This is a genomic window from Microvirga soli, assembly GCF_016734765.1.
Classification (GTDB): Bacteria; Pseudomonadota; Alphaproteobacteria; order Rhizobiales; family Beijerinckiaceae; genus Microvirga; species Microvirga soli.
In genome coordinates this window covers 23,369-39,814 of sequence record NZ_JAERQE010000013.1, presented here as the reverse complement: position 1 = coordinate 39,814, position 16,446 = coordinate 23,369, and the positions used below count along the sequence as shown (strand labels likewise).

Genomic DNA, 16,446 nt, shown 5'->3' with positions numbered 1-16,446 from the left:
AATGGGTCGCTCACGTCATCCTTTTCAGCTGGAACTATAGAATGGCTGCCGCCGTCGCAGGAAGGCTTCTGATACGTCTCCCTGTCGCGCTATACAGAGCGTTGGTGATTGCCGCTGCCGTTCCTGGCACTCCGATTTCGCCAAGGCCGCGCGCACCAAACTCATTGAAGCGCATATCCGGCTTGTCGATGAAGATTACGTCGATGTCGCCAATATCCGCGTTCACTGGTATATGGTAATCCGCAAGATTATCATTGATCAATCGACTGTAAACTGGATCGAATTCACCCTGCTCCATCAGGGCCATGCCGATGCCGAACACAATCCCACCTTTGATCTGGCTCGTCGCTGTTTTGGGGTTGATGATCCGGCCACAGTCAAAAGCACTGACCACGCGCGATACACGAATGCGCCCGAGTTCTTCATCTACACGTACCTCAACGAAGTGCGCCCCGAAGGAGTAGAAGCTTAAATTATGTTCGCGCGGCATTCCGGCGGACGTCCCCTCAGCTACCAACTCAGGGATCGCCTGGCGTTCGAGAAGCGAGAAAATTGACTCATTCGACTGGGGCATCGGCGAGTGCGGCGCCCCTATTGATGCTAGTTTCTCTCTAAGTGAGAAACAGGCCTGCCGCGCCGCTGGCAGGACGCTTGCTGTCGACTTCGAGCGTCCGGCCGTAGGCGCGTTCGGGAAAGTGCTATCGCCCAGCCGTACCTCAAGCTGGGAGACCGGTAGACCCAGCTCATCCGCCACGGTCTGCGCAAGAATCGTATACATGCCGGTGCCAATGTCGGTCGCGGACGTTTCGACGATTGCAAGACCTTGAACTTGAAGTCTTAGTCTCACGGTGGCAGGCAGCGCGGGGGCTGGATACGCAGTCGTGGCCATGCCGTATCCTACCATCTCGCTGCCCTCGCGAATGGATCGTGGTGGGACATAGCGCCCGGGCCAATTGAACGCGGCCGCGCCGAGCCGATAACATTCCAGGAGATGATTAGAAGACCAGTCACGATCGTGATAGCTGTCACGTGAAGGGAAGTTTCGCCGCCGCAATTCGAGCGGATCCACCTTCAGGGTATGAGCGAGCTCATCCAAGGCTGACTCCAAGGCAAACGAGCCCGGGGTCTCTCCCGGTGCCCTAAAAGGGGTTGGAGTCGGGATGTTTTTGCGGGTGACACGGTGACGTACGTCGAGTGTTTCGGCACCATAAAGCAATAAGGAATTGAGGCCGCAGGGCTCGAAGAAGCCACCTTGGATGGATGTAGGGACACGCGAAACATGCTGCAGCAACCGGATCTTACCATCCCGATCAGCAACCAGCCTAACATCTTGCTCGGTGTAGGATCGATGCCCCGATGCCAGGGCCATATCCGAACGTGTCAGTTGAAGACGTACCGGCCGCCCCAGCGCGCGAGCCATATGAGCCGCCAGAGCCTGATGAGGCCACACCTGGTTCTTGCTGCCAAAGCCTCCTCCAACATAGGCGGAGATAACGCGGACCTTTTCCGTTGGTACCTTTAGCGACTGGGCGACATATTCTCGCGTGGCCAAGACTCCTTGCGTAGAGTCAAACAGTGTAACTTCATCGCCATCCCAAGAGGCAGTTGTCGCAGAAGGCTCCATGGGCTGATGCAGTTGCATGGGCGTTGCATAGGTTTCCTGAACGAGGACTTCTCCATGCCTTGTGTTAGGAGCATTGCCTCGTTGAACCTGCATGTCCGCCCCGAAGAAGAACGTCGGCTCAATCCAGTCATCCTTCTCGTCGTTCATTACGACCGACGCTGCGTCTACTTCGTAGCGAACTTTGATCCGTCCAACACCGTGCCGCGCCGCTTCAATAGACTCAGCCACAACAACCGCAATCCACTGGCCAGCGAAGTATATTTCCGGGGACGTCAAAGGAAGATAACCCACGGGTCTACTGCTCCCAGAGGGCAATGCCGATAGGCCGAGGGCTTCCGCGCTAAGAGCAAGCAGCTCGTCCGAATGTATCCAGGTTAGCGCTTTGCGGGCATTTAGATGACTATAGACTGCAACAACACCTGGTGTTGCTTCTGCGGATGCGCTCTCTAGCGTAACAATCTTTCCGGCCGCTATGGTGCTCTGAACAGCAATTGCATAGAGTTGCCCTTCCAGCTTCACATCGGCAGCATAGGTAGCACCACCTGTGACTTTCGGGATACCGTCGATCCTATCGTGGGGCGCCCCAATCGACTTTACCATTCTGCACCTCCACGCAGGGTACGGTGGATTGCACCCCGAGCAAGAGCAAGCTTGTAGGCATTAGACGGTGTTGCAGATGCAGGCGCAAATAACGCATCGCAGAAAGCTAAGATGCTCTCTTGGGTCAGTTGTTTCCCGATCAGAAGCTTCTCGGCAGTCCGGTTTCGCCATGGAACGGTCCCCAGCCCACCAACAGCTACCGCAGCATCGATAACGATATCTCCGTCACGCAAGATAGCTGTCGCGACGGACGCACTCGCAAACTCATAAGATGCTCTACCGCGAAGCTTGAGGTACGACGATGTCGCGTTCAAGTTAGTGATCGGAATCTCGACTTTTGTGATGAGCTCGTCGGGGCCGATCACCGTTTCACGACTCGGTATATCACCAGGCTGGCAATAGAACTCCCCAATTGCAATCCGCCGCTCGCCCGCCACGCTCGCAAGATGAACATAGGCATCAACGGCCAATAGGGCGACGGCGAGATCAGATGGATGCACAGCTATGCAAGATCGACTGGTGCCAAGGACGGCATGGCCCATGTTGATGCCGTCGATTGCCGCACAGCCAGATCCCGGTTCGCGCTTATTACAGGGCCAGTCCCTGGCACGAAAATAGGTGCAGCGCGTACGTTGCAACAGGTTTCCACCCACAGTCGCTGCATTTCGGATCTGACCCGAAGCGCCAGATAGCAAAGCCTGTCCAACGGCGGGCGCGTGCTGCTCGATGGCAGGGTGGACGGCTACGTCGCTATTGCTGGCCAATGCCCCAATCGTCAGAGCATCACCTTCAACTGAAATCATAGAGAGAGGCAAAGCGTTGATATCGACAACGGTCGACGGAGTCTCAACACCAAGCTTCATGAGATCGACAAGCGACGTTCCACCGGCCAGAATCCTAGATCCTGGTCGTCTTATCGCAACGAGAACATCCTGGATACCTGCAGCTCGAACGAACTCAAACGGTTCCATTCGATTTGACCTCCATGATCGCGGATACGATGTTTGGATACGCGCCACATCGGCAGAGATTACCACTCATTTTCTCGCGGACCGCCTCACGAGTATTTGCAAGTGGATCACCGATAACCTCCAGCGCGGACATGATCTGACCGGACGTACAGAAACCGCACTGAAATGCATCATGCTTAATGAAAGCTGCTTGGAGTGGGTGCAGCGCATCGGGTTTGCCGATACCCTCAACGGTTAGAACGGCGCACCCTTCGAGCGATGCCGCAAACTTGAGACATGAGAGCGTCCGCTTCCCATCAACCAGGACTGTGCAGGCACCGCACTGGCCGTGATCGCAGCCCTTCTTTGTGCCTGTTAAACGCAGTTCCTCACGAAGCACGTCAAGCAGCGTCGCACGCACATCTATGGCCGTATCAATCGTGTCGCCGTTGACCGTGAAGCTCACACGCGTTTTCATCCCAGATAGAGTCCCTCTGTATAAGGATGCTCTTAAGCACGTCAAAGCTTAGGGACATAGCGACTAACGCAGCATGCCTCGCGAATGTTTCAGATCGTTGAATATCGCCAGAGCAGTATTGATCGTCCTCTGGCGATATTCCACCAACTTTGCAGGTTCTGATACGTTTCGCGCGTCGAAACTGAATGCCACTAAGCTGTTGTGCCCTCTTCGAGCACTAGACGGGCTATCGTCAGTCGATCAGCATACCTGCTTCACGGAGGCGCCCTTTGATGTCTGCGAGACCACCTTCGTACTCCCAGGTCTGCACCGTGTTATGGGGGCATTCGATGAAGATGTAGTTCTCCGTGAAAGAGAGAATACGATCGATCTTGATGACCTTCTCCACAAATTCCTGATTTGGAAGTTCGTCAGTAACGATCTTCCGATCGGAATCATAGCCGTGGAAGACTTTCTCTGGCCTAATCCGGGCGGTGATGTACTTCATTATTTTCCCCTTTTGTTTGCAAATATAGAAGGCGGCATTTGCCGTCTCGAACACTGACAGGCAGGCGACCGCTAGCGCACATTCTGTTGGATGCAGACTTTTGGTCCGCATCACATAGCATTGGTTCGGCTCATATGTTTGTTTACCGACATAGCAGCGCCGCGTTAAGTCGCAGGAATGGGCGAACCGCTCAGGAGTGAAGGCCGTGCAGCGGCTTCCGGAGTGTCGCTATACAGATGACAAGCCACACGGCGGGCGTCTGTGGTACCCGCCTGAACCTTGGCAAGCGCGGGCGCGACCTCCCGGCACTTCGGCATCACGAATGGACACCGAGTGTGAAACCGGCACCCCGACGGTGGGTGCATAGGGCTTGGCAGATCTCCTGTCAGCGTAGACCGCTTGCGTCGCGGGACACTGGGAGGCAAAGGTTCTGCAATCGCCGAGAAGAGCGCCTGGGTATAAGGGTGCAGCGGTTCGGTCCACAGTGCTCGCTTGGGGGCAATCTCGACGATTTCGCCCAGGTACATCACAGCAATTCTATCGGCCAAGTACCCAACGACCGACAGGTCATGCGAGATGAACAGATAAGCGGCGCCACTCTCTTCTTGAAGTCGTCGTAACAGGTTGATGATTTGAGCTTGAATCGAGACATCAAGGGCCGAAACTGGCTCATCGCAAACGACGAGGCTGGGCTCAAGGGCGATTGCACGCGCGATCGCGATACGCTGACGCTGACCGCCTGAAAGCTCATGGGGGTACCGGCTCGCGTGGTCGGAATGGAGACCAACCCTGCTAACGAGCTCATTGACCCTATTGATCTGCTCCCTTCTCGAACCGACACCATGGACTGAGAAAGGCTCAGTCAGGATCTGCTGGATCGTCCGCCGTGGGTTCAGTGACGCGAACGGATCCTGAAACACCATCTGCAGATGCCGTCGCACGGGGCGCAGCGCCTTGCGCGAGAGATGACTAATGTCATTCGACTGGAACAGGATGGAGCCATCATCCGGCTCATGAAGTCGAACGATCGTGCGTCCGAGGGTCGATTTCCCGCAGCCAGACTCTCCGACGAGACCTAACGTCTCCCCGGGCATAACCTCGAAACTTACCTTATCGACTGCGCGAACGGTTCCAGCCGGGGTGGCATGATACTTTACTAGGCGATCTACCCCCAGCAGAGGCTGGGGCTTCATCGGCAAGGTCATTTCAATTTCCTGCATGGATGCACGCTACCCCGCTTGACGGCGTCAACAAGCGGAACGCCGGACTACCGGATCGACAGGCATCAGTCCCCATGGTGCAGCGGTCGGCGAAAGCGCATCCACCACCAAGCCGGTCCAGCGGCGGAACGGTACCCGTGATCTCTGCCAAGGGCTTGACGACCCCATTCATAACGTCGTTGGGACGGGGTACACTCGCCAGCAAGGCTCGGCTGTAAGGGTGCCTTGGTGACGTGAAGAAGGTCTCAGCGTCGGCTTCCTCCACTTTACGGCCTGCATACATGACCATGATCCGCTGGGCCCACTCCGCGACAACACCCAGATCATGTGTGATCAGGATGACGCCCATCCCCAGCTCACGCTTGAGCTTGTCTATGAGTGCAAGCACTTGCGCCTGGATCGTCACATCGAGTGCAGTCGTCGGCTCATCTGCAATCAGCACTTTTGGCCTGCACGCGAGGGCGATCGCGATCACAATGCGCTGCCGCATTCCACCAGAAAGATGGTGGGGGTACTGATGGAAGCGGGCCCTAGGCTCTGGAATGCCAACGAGCTCCATAAGGTCAAGCGTCCGCCGGGCAGCGACTTGCACGCTACATTGTTCATGCTCAAGAATACTTTCAGCGATCTGCTGTCCGACCGTCATGAGCGGGTTCAGACTCGTCATCGGCTCCTGGAAGATCATCGAGATGTCTTTTCCACGCACCCCGCGCATCTCATCCTCTGACAGAGCGAGAAGATCGCGCCCCTCAAGGAGGACCCTTCCGCCAGCATTGCGTGCTATGCGCCTCGGCAGCAGTCGCAGGATTGAGTGCGCCAGCATACTCTTACCGCAGCCCGACTCGCCAACGACCGCCAATGTTTCGCCGACAGTGACCTGCAGATCGATCCGGTTCACAACCGGGAACCACTGCTTATGCGGCGAGCGGAACTCGGTAGAAAGACCCTCAATGGTCAAGAGGTTTGTTGAATTCATCATCGTTTGAGCCTCGGGTTCAGAGCCTCATTCAGCGCATCCCCCAGAAGATTAATCGCAAGAACCGTCAGTAGCACTGCAACACCCGGCATGGTGACCATCCACCAAGCGGTTCGAATTGCGGAACGTCCTGCACCAATCATGAAGCCCCAGGTCATGATGTTCGGGTCGCCTAATCCGAGAAATGACAGGCCGGACTCAAAGAGGATGGAAGTCGCGACCATCAAAGATCCAGCAACGATGATGGTGGAGAGTACGTTGGGAAGGATCTGCACCACCATGATCCGCAAGTCGCTCATTCCCAGTGCCAAGCAAGCAGAGGTAAACTCGCGGTTCTTTACACTGATGACTTCCGCCCGAACAAGGCGAGCGAGTGGGGCCCATGAGACAATGGAGATTGCGCCGATCACATTAACGAGCGTCGGCCCCAGGATTGCGACGATTACGATAGCACCAATAAAAGACGGGATCGTCTGGAAGAACTCAGTGATCCGCATAACCGCCGAGTCAATCCGCCCGCCATAGTATCCCGCGACACCGCCAACCAACGTTCCGAGGACCACGATGAACATCGTTGCGATGACACCGACGATGAGCGATATCCGCGCTCCATAGGCGATGCCGGCGGCTATGTTGCGACCGAGCATGTCCGTGCCAAGCAGGTACTCATCGAGGGGCTTGCTGAATGGCATCCCTACCATTTCAAAGGGGCCTTCAGGGTATAACCACGGCGCAGCAACGGCTAGCAGAACGACGCACGACAGGAGGGACAACCCTATGATGCCAGAAGGACTGGAAACCACGCGTCTCATAACACCCGGGCCGCTTGCATGTGTCTCAGCCATGAGCGAGCTTTCCCTTCAGTTCGATGCGAGGGTCCACGATCGTGTAAACCACGTCGACGATAGCGTTGGTCACGACCACTAGGATTGAACTCAGGAAGAATATGCCAAGCAAAAGGTTGAGGTCGCGAGCAAACAACGACTCAAAAGCGAGCAAGCCCAATCCTGGCCACCCAAATACCGACTCGATGATCACTGAACCACCCAACATGCTAGACACCTGCACACCAGCCATCGTGAGAACGGGCAGGATCGCGTTTCGTAGGGCATGTCTGGAGACAATCTTCCGGTCAGAAAGTCCTTTCGCTCGAGCGGTTTTGATGAAGTCGAGACCAAGCGTCTCGAGCATCGAGGCCCGCATTAGACGTGTATAGAGCGCCATGTAAAAGAACGACAGCGTCACCGCCGGCAAGACGAGGTGGTGCGCGATATCAAGTGCGTATTGCCAACCGGTCATTGTAGAACCGACAGTCGCGATCCCACTTGTCGGAAACCAGCCGAGATGAATTGAGAACACGATGATCAGCATCAGGCCAACCCAGAAGAGCGGCGTCGCATAGGAAATGATCGAGAATATCACGATGACGTTGCTAAGGATCGTTCGATCTTTGATGGCCGCCACTGCTCCAAGAAGGACACCTACTCCGACAGAGATGACCATGGAGGCGAACATGAGCAGCGCGGTGGCTCCAACCCGCTCGAAAATCAGCGAGGAGACATCTCTCCCATGGCGAAATGAATAGCCCATGTCGAACATAAGAATATTCTTCATGTAACTAATGAACTGGATATAGAGAGGCTGATCTAATCCGAACTGCTGACGGATTTGGCGCATATATTCTTCGCTCGCAGCACCGGCTTCGCCGGCCAGAACCTGCGCTGCATCGCCAGGGGCGAGACGGATGAGAAAGAAGTTCGCGATTACGATCGCGAAAATAATCGGCAGGCCGTGAATTAGCCGATTCAGAACATACTTGGCCCGAGAGCTCCACATAAGCTCTTCCCTCTTCTGCTGTAGTTTCGGAGGAGCAGATCAAAGCTCATCTGCTCCTCCTGCATGAAGCCTGTTACTGCTTGACCCAGGTGTCGTACAATCCACCTCGGACGCCGAGTGGCGATGTAATCAGGTCCTGAACCTTGTCGTTCTGAACGGCGACCAAATCCATTTCCATGAGCCAAATCAGCGGACTATCCGCAACCAGGAGCTCTTGCAGCTTGTGAAAATGCTGCGAACGCTTGGCTTGGTCCATTTCGGTCTGCGCTGCTTCCCAGAGTTTATCAACTTCCGGGTTCGAGTACTGAGACACGTTCGCGAACGGCACCTCTGGATTGATGTTTTTCGACCAAGTCTGGCGCTGAACACCAAGAATCGGATCGGCCATGCCGATCGACCACGTTGAGGTCATGTCAAAGTCGTACTTGTTATGAACTTCGCGCACGAAGGTCGGGTAATCGCGATTGCGGAGTTCAACTTCAATACCAACCCGCGCAAGGGCTTGCTTGATGTACTCACCCATACGGCGCCAGTCCTCACCGAATGGGGCGACGTCATGAACGATCTTCGTCCGCATGCCGTTGGCCCCACGCTTCAAACCAGCCTCGTCGAGAAGGCGATTGGCGATATCCAGGCGATCCTTGACATCAAACTTGAGGATACCTTGATCGGTGAAGGCGCCACTCCCTTTTACAAACGAGGAGATCGGACCGACAGCTGGCTTGCCAAAACCATACCATATGTTCTTGGTGATGAAATTCCGGTCCAAAGCGTAGGCCACAGCCTGACGGACACGCTTATCATCGAACGGAGCACGCTTGGTATTAAGCTCCAGCATCATCACAGGCGCGATGGCCTCATAGCCACCCTTCGCGATCGAGATGTTGGGCAGCTCCTCGAGGCGCCGCATCTCGACGGGGTTGATCGTTCCAAACGTGGCGACATCAATCTCGCCTCGCTCGACGCCAGCAGCACGCGTTGAGCTGTCTGCAATGAACCGGAAGATCAGGCGGTCGAGGTAGGGCTTTCCTTCGCGCCAGTACTTCTCGTTACGTTGAAGCTCGATGAAGTTTCCTTTTTCCCACTTCGCGAACTTGAACGGGCCAGTGCCGATCGGATTATTCACGGCCGGATTGTTTCGGAAATCCGTACCTTCGTAGACATGCTTAGGAACGATGGGTGTTTCGAGGCTCGAAAGCCCCTTCATAAGCGGCGCATAAGGATGAGCCAGATTCAACACGACAGTATGAGCATCAGGAGCGTCAATTGACGTCACCGGCCCAAGATTACCCTTGCCGCGAGGGTGATATTCCTTGACGACCTTCATCAGTGAGAACTGAACGTCCGCGCTGGTGAAAGGCTTACCATCATGCCAAACTACCCCCTGGCGCAGCTTGAAGGTGATCGTCTTGCCATCGGGGCTGATCTCCCATGACTCTGCCAACGAAGGCTTAGGATTGAGATCAAAGTCGTACTCAAGCAGACCATCAAAGATCTTCGTTGCCAGTTCGGCGGTAGTCGGAGCAGAGCTTAGAGCATTGGTAATGATCGCCGGCTCAGGCGTTGTCGTGACGACAAGAGTTCCACCTCGCTGGGGCGCAGCCATTGCGGCGCCGGCAGCAAGTGACACCGCACTTGCGAGCGCTAAAGCGCGCACTCCGTTCTTCCAACTCTTGATCAGCAGCACTGGTATGTCCTCCCTATTAGAACTTGCTGTCAGCGAAAGCGGAAACGTTTGATTTCATTCTCATCAAAAGCTCGCACAGACGGTTATCGCATTAAAGTTACATACCGCCACGCACTTTAGCCGCTCAGACGAAGCTATTCCCTCATTTCGGCTCAAGGCACAGGCTGGTGCGCTTGATCCTTCCTTAGGCTCAATCTATATGGAGCCGAAGCCAGGTTATCTTCTGATTATAATTCTGCAAGCCGATAATGAAAAAGCTCGGCAAAAATTTTCAGGACGCTATAATCTTTGGGGCAAGCGCGAGCTTCCCCATGCCACTTCCAGCCGGTTAGCCAACAAATGACGATCAATGACGACGAGGTCGACTTCGAAACGCTCCGCGGGTTGGGGGAGCGCATACGGACTTTGCGCACCGAACGCGACCTGACCCTCACTGCTCTGTCCGCGATGAGCCAGATTTCGGTGGCAATGCTCAGTCACATCGAGCGCGGGAAGACCTCGCCTTCCCTGAAGCTGCTCAACCGTCTGCGTGTTGCACTTGGCGTCCCTCTGGCTAGTTTCTTCGATCCGAACACGGATCGAAGTGGCGAGGAGAGTGTCGTCACACGCGTTGAAAAGCGTTCGAAACTATCCTTCGCGCAAATGGGCCTCACTAAAGAACTGTTGTCTCCCCCTGGACGGTCTGATTTGGAATTGCTCATCCTCGCTATAGAAGTGGGCGGAGGCTCGGGTCCTGATCCATGGCGCCGCGTAGGGGAGAAGGGTGGGATCGTTTTGGAAGGTCGCTTCGAGCTTCAGATCGGCGAGAAGACCTACGTACTTGAAGAGGGCGACGCCTTCCAATTCGACAGCACCCAGCCACATAGCTTCCGCAATCTGGCGCAAAAGGAGACACGTGTCATCTGGGTAATACGGTCCAACGAAGTTAGCTGAGCTCAGACTTGTTGCCGTCTTTCTCTAGCTCCGTTGAAGATACTCAAGACCTCGATTGGGGCCTCTGGATGAGCTCGCGCGAGCACACAATGAATAGCTTGCCGTATGAGGTTCCGCACAACGATGCAGTCCTGGAAGTCTTGCGGCGCCTTCCCCACTGCTAGGGCGGTATGTTCGTTCTCGGCGAGGGGCGGGGCGGCTACAGCGGATGGTCAAAGTCGAAGACTCGTCTTGACGCCCGAATCGCGAAAGCCGTGGCAGTGATGCGCCCCTAGCGTCTACATGACCTGCGGCGGACGACGGCCACACGCTTGAGTGAAATAGGCACACTCCCTCATGTGGTCGAGGCAGTTCTAAACAATATCTCGGTTCACAAAGCAGGTGTGGCCGGATTCTATAACCGCGCGACCTACAGGACTGAGAAGCGACAAAGCCTTTAGCTTTGGAGCGCTCGCTTCCAAACAATCTCCTAGCTTAGACAATGATCCGAATCGGAATTTTGTCATTGCTGGACCAATTATCAGTAGCAGGTCTGACAAATGATGACACTTGATAAGCTGCGCTCCGACTACCAAGGATACGTAGCTCCTGACGACGCAGATGCAATCGAAAGGGTTCTTGCTGCTGTAGGGCTGCCTCTTTCAACTAAGAAAGGAGACTTCGAGCGCGACCTTGCAATAATAGCAACCTGGTACCAGAACCCGCTGCTGCACAGGAGATCTGACTTAAGTCAGGATCAAACCCGGTGGATAATGAGATTTAGGAGCCGGATTGACAAGTTCCTGACGAACTTGCCGCTCCCAAGCAACCAAAATGACCCTCGTCTTGAACTACTCTGGGTAGCCGCCGGCGGAGCCCGCTATGAGATAGCGTTGATGGCCTTGCGTGAGGAGCTAGGTGACATAATTCCTGGGTTACGCGGTGACGATGAGGAATTCTCCAGATTAATTACGCCAGTGCTGAACCGGATCCGAAAACATGGCTCTGTCTCAGATACCCTCGAACGTCTTCACGGTTGCTTATTGGACATGAAGGCACTCCTCTCCGATATGGATGACGTTCCCAGCCAGGAGTTCCAACCTGCCGTACGTGACCCTAGTAGAGATAGAGAAATCATGTTGTTGCTAGCCGTAGAGGTTTACGAATTTCACTTTCAACGCGACTTTGGAATATCGCGACATACGAAAACGGGAGAAATCTCCGGTCCAGACGTTCGGTTTGTTGCAGCTCTTTTACGGGAGCTCGGCGTTCGAGGTCCGAACGGCAAGGAGTTGAGCTCAGAAACAATAGTCCGATCTTGGCAGCAGATTAAATCTAGCGTGAGAGAGCGCCGACAGACCGACCTCTTTGAAGGCTAATTGTATTTTTTCAGCCAAAATTTCTCTCGTGACAATTTTGTCCACAGCTCGCATATCCATCAAGATAGCTCCTGAGCCAGCAAGCTTATTACTGCTTATCAAGGCACAGGAGATAGGAATGGACCCACTAGATCATCTCCCAACAGACATTGCTCGGCACCGCGTCTTGGACACTTTTGAGGCGGCAGCACTCTGCGGGTTCTCGGTAGCTCACTGGCGGCGGTTGTACAGAAGTGGGAAGGTGCCCGCTCCCATGAAGCTCTCGGAACGCAAGCTCGGCTGGAGAGGCGGCGACTTGGTTGAATGGCTAGCCTCTCGCACGGCTAAATCCGGGACATAAACCATAGTGCAGAAGCGGAAGGTAGGGCCCGTACCGAGGTCCACGCGTCACGCCTAGGCGCTGAGCTGTTCCCCAAAAACCGCACCGGTGACTGCTTCCAAGCGCCCTTCCCTCTTCATTATTCTAAGGGACCTTTGGCATGAGTATTGCGGAACTTCTCGCTGAACACTCCAGGTGTGGCTGCCTGACCCGTGCTGAAATCGAGTGGTTTCGGTCTCGGGGTGTAGAACGTGGAGCACTGGCCTACAGCTTTCACGACGGTCAATTTGCCGTGAAGAAAGACCGGGTAACATTTCCTGGCGGGCCCTGGTTCGAATTCGCGCGCTACAGTCGGGGTCACCCCTCCCCTGTAACCGCCTGCATCATGATTGCACGGAATTGCTGTGGCACAGCGGAGGATATGGTCGCATGGTGCCCTCGTACGGGGCAACTCGCTACTTGGCTTGATCGTGTATCCATGCTCGGCGAAGAGCAGGCACTAGCCCCTCGCATCCACGATACACTGGTTGTTCATCCTGACCCGCTGAGCTGGCTGCGAGATAATCGCCGTGGCATCGTCATTGTTACCCCTTATAGGGCCGGTTCGATATTGCGTGATGCTGGGCCCTTACAAGCCAAATCAATCGAGCAGGGACGGGAACTGTACACATTGCTCAGCACAGCTGATGTGCCACCCATTCTTGTGCCAGATCCTACTGAGGAGGTTCGCGGATGAACCGCCTCATCGACATTCGAGCTATCGATCGACAAAAGCACAGGCGAAGCCACGGCACTAATGCACCCACGACTTGGAACTTCGACATTAGGGAATTAAACCGCGAGTTCGCGCTTGTCCTTATGGGCTCGAAGGCCGTGGTAATCTATGAGCAATCGACTGCCCCGATTGAGGACCGCGTTCGTATCCTGTCGCTACCGGCCTTTCGTTCTTGGTTCCTCAACCGCTTCACGGAAATTCGCGATCGCGACGGTCGGGTTAAGTCTGTGACTTGGGCGAGTGCTTGGCTAGCAGACGACAGGCGCCGGCAGTATCGAGGAATTGAGTTCTACCCCGATCCCGCGGGAAAGACAGGCACGGACGGCTACTTCAACCTGTGGCGCGGCTTCTCGGTCGTGCCAAACCACCAGGCTGGTCACTATACGATTTTCAAGGACCACTTGTTGAACAACCTCTGTAGTGGCGACAAAGACCTGTACCATTGGGTATTTGGCTGGTTTTCACACATGGTTCAGCGGCCGCGCGAGCGCATAGGCACGGCTCTTGTTTGCCGAGGAAAGATGGGTACCGGCAAGACCAAGATCGGTGAGGTTTTCGGCTCGCTGTTTCCGCAGCATTATTTCCTCATGGACGACCCACGCTACCTCGTCGGCCAATTCAATGCTCACATGGCTTCCTGTCTGCTTCTGCAGGCCGATGAGGGCTTCTGGGCCGGCGAAAAGGCTGCCGAGGGTCGCCTCAAAGGATTGATCACGGCCGACTACCAGATGATCGAGGCCAAAGGGATCGATCCTATCCGGCTCAAGAACTATTTACGCCTACTGATCACCTCGAATGAGGATTGGGTTATTCCAGCTGGTAAGGATGAGCGCCGCTTCTGCGTGCTCGATATTTCCCCTCGCTGCGCCCAAAACCATGGCTACTTTCGTGAGATGGAAGAAGAGCTTGCCAGTGGGGGCCGCGAGGCATTACTCGCGGATCTGTTGGCGTTTGACCTCACTACCATAAACCTACGCCAGATCCCCCGCACTGAGGCCTTGCTCGAGCAAAAGCTTCGATCTCTTGACTCGATTGAGAGTTGGTGGCTTGAGCGCCTACGTGCTGGCACCAGTACTCGCTCGGGTGAGACTTGGGCTAGATTAATCCCATGCTCAACGCTACTCGATGACTATATTGCGACTGCTGATCGGACTGGCATCAAGCGAAAGGCGGAGGAGACGTCCTTTGGCATCAAGATCGGCCACTTGATCCCTGGCATTCGAAGAGTACGTCGTTCCGTTGGCATGGAATATCCTACGACGCGCGTCTGGTGCTACCACCTGCCAGATCTCGAAAAGTGCCGTGAAGCCTTTGAAGCCGAACTCAGCCAGGCAGTGTCTTGGGATGAAGCCGATGAGGAATAAGAACGAAGCGCGCCATTCGTTAGTTTGGTGCCTGCGGTGTCCCACCTTTGGCTCCTGCTCTGACCTAGGTAGGACGTGCTAACTACCTAAACCCGGAGCGAATGTCTCACCTGTCCTACATGCCTCACCTTCCTCACGTGTGTACGAGCAAGCCACGGCGTGAGCCTACCTTGAGACGGGACACGTAGGGCAAGTGGGACGGACACAACGTACTCAGGGGCTTCGCTGTCTCACCTCTGGGATCGGGATGAATAGAGTAGGACATGTATGACAATCACTCTCAGGATCACCATGACCTTGCGAACTGTGTCAGCCAGAGGCGGCATGGGAATGAGGTTTATTTATCTCGAGAGCTGTCTTCCCTTGTTTCATATGGCGGCTTGATTGACTCGCATGCGTATAACCTCAGCTCGGACACACGAACGGCACTAGGCGGATTATTGCTCACTGTCCCATTAAGGCATCAGAAATGCTCTACCATCATTACGATATGGCCGTTCTCGCACGAGAAATGGCTGCGGGCCGCGACGTGCTCTACCATGGAACTCAGTCCTCGAAAGCGATCCTGAAAGCCGGAAAGCTCTTCTTCGCGGCCATCGGGCAACCCGTTGTGTGCTTCACCCGGTGTCCTGACGAGGCCGCTCGCTGGGCAAGGTTGAAGAGCGACGGCGACGGACGGCCCGCAATCCTCATCTTCGACCGTCGATCGCTCGCGAGCCGCTACCGCGTTGAGCCCTATTGCGACTTCCCTCAGAAGGCTGACCCATCTCGCCGGAGGGAGATGGAGGAGAGGGTCTGGTGCACTGATATTGACATCGGCGCACATCTGATTGGCTACGTCTCGGAAGAAAAGGTGGATCAGACGCCTGACGAGAGAAGGAGAACTCATGATCACTGGACCCGCTTCAAGAGCCACCCGGGACGCTCCGTACGAACCTTGCCGTTGGAACAATGCTACGCTTGGGCAGATCAAGCGCGAGACCCAGCTATTATCGCTCGTTTCGAAGCTTTGTTTGACTCCGATGAGTTCTTGGCATGGCGGGCAAAGTTAGAAGCGGGGCTGGCTCCAGGTGACCGAAGTACGGAGTAACGTTAAGGAGTTAACGTACGTGTGGCACACCGCATCACGGCTTATCAGCTGTGCCTGATCCTCAAGGAGAGAGGAGATGCCTGCCAAGTGGTGTCTTGATTGACTCGGAAAACGCCTCCTGACTCGTCTCAAGACAGGGGCCTGTCTTCCTGCCTTGAGAGGTGCTTTTTGAGCAGAAAGTTGACGTAAATTGCAGGCTGCGTCAGCCAAAGGTGGCTTCGGGACGGTCTTTGGATGTCTTGGGGGCTGTCTCCCCCTGTCTTGAGAGGCGGCTTGACTGACTCGTCTGTCTTTGTGCCTGAGAGGAGGGCTCAGGTAGCTCACCGAAGCTCGTCAGCTGGTGTTCTAGGACCGCAGGACCGTGCAATGGCTCACTTGGTTGGTGCATAAACGAGTTGACGGAGAGTTAAGACAGCGTCAACTCGTTTCCGAAGTGACGCTCCCAGGGAAAGCCTACGGGTGTCAGGTTGGCACGTCAGAAGGGAAGCGTACTCCGGTTTGAGATCGGCAGCGCTGATGGTGAGCGGCGCTCGGCGCTTTCAGCGGCCGAAGCAGTTTACTTCCAGCTCCTGCGTTCAGTTGAGACATTGTCTTGGTTCGTTGTCTTACTAGTTCCAGAGATCGTGTCGCGGCTTCGCTACCCAACGCGCTGGAGCCTGAGGCGCAGCCAGCCTTTTGCTCCATCAGAGACGGGCCTATTGCTCCCGATAACAAGCTGGCGAAGCCTGTTTCAACCTGCCTTGGAGTGC

General features: G+C 55.3%; 13 protein-coding genes. 4 read left to right on the top strand and 9 right to left on the bottom strand.

Features of this window, described 5'->3' with window-relative positions; genetic code table 11:
- Positions 1-34: 34 nt before the first annotated feature.
- From JKL45_RS13255 to JKL45_RS13215, 9 genes are all read right to left on the bottom strand, one after another.
- Entirely contained in the window at positions 35-2,224 is a 2,190-nt protein-coding gene (locus JKL45_RS13255) for a xanthine dehydrogenase family protein molybdopterin-binding subunit (protein WP_201861587.1), read from the bottom strand.
- On the bottom strand, positions 2,218-3,195 hold the full coding sequence (locus JKL45_RS13250; protein WP_201861586.1) for an FAD binding domain-containing protein: 978 nt from the start codon (positions 3,193-3,195) through the stop codon (positions 2,218-2,220). The genes JKL45_RS13255 and JKL45_RS13250 overlap by 7 nt, the downstream gene beginning before the upstream one ends.
- Positions 3,182-3,640 (bottom strand): (2Fe-2S)-binding protein, encoded by a 459-nt coding sequence (locus JKL45_RS13245; RefSeq protein WP_376771032.1) that lies wholly within the window; start codon positions 3,638-3,640, stop codon positions 3,182-3,184. Before JKL45_RS13245 ends, JKL45_RS13250 begins: the two co-directional genes overlap by 14 nt.
- A gap of 244 nt (positions 3,641-3,884) precedes the next feature.
- Positions 3,885-4,139 (bottom strand): hypothetical protein, encoded by a 255-nt coding sequence (locus JKL45_RS13240; RefSeq protein ID WP_201861584.1) that lies wholly within the window; start codon positions 4,137-4,139, stop codon positions 3,885-3,887.
- Positions 4,140-4,303: 164 nt separating this feature from the next.
- Positions 4,304-5,344, bottom strand: coding sequence for an ABC transporter ATP-binding protein (locus JKL45_RS13235; RefSeq protein ID WP_376771031.1), 1,041 nt, complete (start codon positions 5,342-5,344; stop codon positions 4,304-4,306).
- 1 nt (position 5,345) lies between these two features.
- Positions 5,346-6,335: an ABC transporter ATP-binding protein gene (locus JKL45_RS13230; RefSeq protein ID WP_376771034.1), complete on the bottom strand. Its 990-nt coding sequence runs from the start codon at positions 6,333-6,335 to the stop codon at positions 5,346-5,348.
- A complete protein-coding gene (locus JKL45_RS13225) occupies positions 6,335-7,147 on the bottom strand; it encodes an ABC transporter permease (protein ID WP_201861716.1) in 813 nt (270 codons plus the stop codon). Before JKL45_RS13225 ends, JKL45_RS13230 begins: the two co-directional genes overlap by 1 nt.
- A 25-nt stretch (positions 7,148-7,172) precedes the next feature.
- On the bottom strand, positions 7,173-8,171 hold the full coding sequence (locus JKL45_RS13220; protein WP_201861582.1) for an ABC transporter permease: 999 nt from the start codon (positions 8,169-8,171) through the stop codon (positions 7,173-7,175).
- Positions 8,172-8,244: 73 nt separating this feature from the next.
- Positions 8,245-9,858: an ABC transporter substrate-binding protein gene (locus JKL45_RS13215; protein WP_201861581.1), complete on the bottom strand. Its 1,614-nt coding sequence runs from the start codon at positions 9,856-9,858 to the stop codon at positions 8,245-8,247.
- Between the two features lie 339 nt (positions 9,859-10,197).
- Between JKL45_RS13215 and JKL45_RS13210 the strand changes: the two genes are divergently transcribed.
- The 4 genes from JKL45_RS13210 (at position 10,198) to JKL45_RS13200 (ending at position 14,607) form a co-directional block, all read left to right on the top strand.
- Positions 10,198-10,791 carry a helix-turn-helix domain-containing protein gene (locus JKL45_RS13210; RefSeq protein ID WP_201861580.1) on the top strand — a complete coding sequence of 198 codons (594 nt, stop codon included), beginning with the start codon at positions 10,198-10,200 and terminating at the stop codon, positions 10,789-10,791.
- Between the two features lie 539 nt (positions 10,792-11,330).
- Complete coding sequence (locus JKL45_RS13205) at positions 11,331-12,149, top strand: hypothetical protein (protein ID WP_201861579.1); 819 nt, start codon at positions 11,331-11,333, stop codon at positions 12,147-12,149.
- Positions 12,150-12,267: 118 nt separating this feature from the next.
- Positions 12,268-12,489: a helix-turn-helix transcriptional regulator gene (locus JKL45_RS31115; RefSeq protein WP_512699577.1), complete on the top strand. Its 222-nt coding sequence runs from the start codon at positions 12,268-12,270 to the stop codon at positions 12,487-12,489.
- Positions 12,490-13,200: 711 nt separating this feature from the next.
- Positions 13,201-14,607, top strand: a complete 1,407-nt coding sequence (locus JKL45_RS13200; RefSeq protein ID WP_201861578.1) for a primase-helicase family protein — start codon at positions 13,201-13,203, stop codon at positions 14,605-14,607.
- The last annotated feature ends 1,839 nt before the right edge of the window (positions 14,608-16,446 follow it).

Coding starts and splice junctions, on each gene's coding strand:
- JKL45_RS13200 (WP_201861578.1), top strand. CDS start 13,201: ATGAACCGCCTCATCGACATTCGAGCTATCGATCGACAAAAGCACAGG.
- JKL45_RS13225 (WP_201861716.1), bottom strand. CDS start 7,147: ATGAGACGCGTGGTTTCCAGTCCTTCTGGCATCATAGGGTTGTCCCTC.
- JKL45_RS13220 (WP_201861582.1), bottom strand. CDS start 8,171: ATGTGGAGCTCTCGGGCCAAGTATGTTCTGAATCGGCTAATTCACGGC.
- JKL45_RS13250 (WP_201861586.1), bottom strand. CDS start 3,195: ATGGAACCGTTTGAGTTCGTTCGAGCTGCAGGTATCCAGGATGTTCTC.
- JKL45_RS13205 (WP_201861579.1), top strand. CDS start 11,331: ATGATGACACTTGATAAGCTGCGCTCCGACTACCAAGGATACGTAGCT.
- JKL45_RS13240 (WP_201861584.1), bottom strand. CDS start 4,139: ATGAAGTACATCACCGCCCGGATTAGGCCAGAGAAAGTCTTCCACGGC.
- JKL45_RS13235 (WP_376771031.1), bottom strand. CDS start 5,344: ATGACCTTGCCGATGAAGCCCCAGCCTCTGCTGGGGGTAGATCGCCTA.
- JKL45_RS13255 (WP_201861587.1), bottom strand. CDS start 2,224: ATGGTAAAGTCGATTGGGGCGCCCCACGATAGGATCGACGGTATCCCG.
- JKL45_RS13210 (WP_201861580.1), top strand. CDS start 10,198: ATGACGATCAATGACGACGAGGTCGACTTCGAAACGCTCCGCGGGTTG.
- JKL45_RS31115 (WP_512699577.1), top strand. CDS start 12,268: ATGGACCCACTAGATCATCTCCCAACAGACATTGCTCGGCACCGCGTC.
- JKL45_RS13230 (WP_376771034.1), bottom strand. CDS start 6,335: ATGAATTCAACAAACCTCTTGACCATTGAGGGTCTTTCTACCGAGTTC.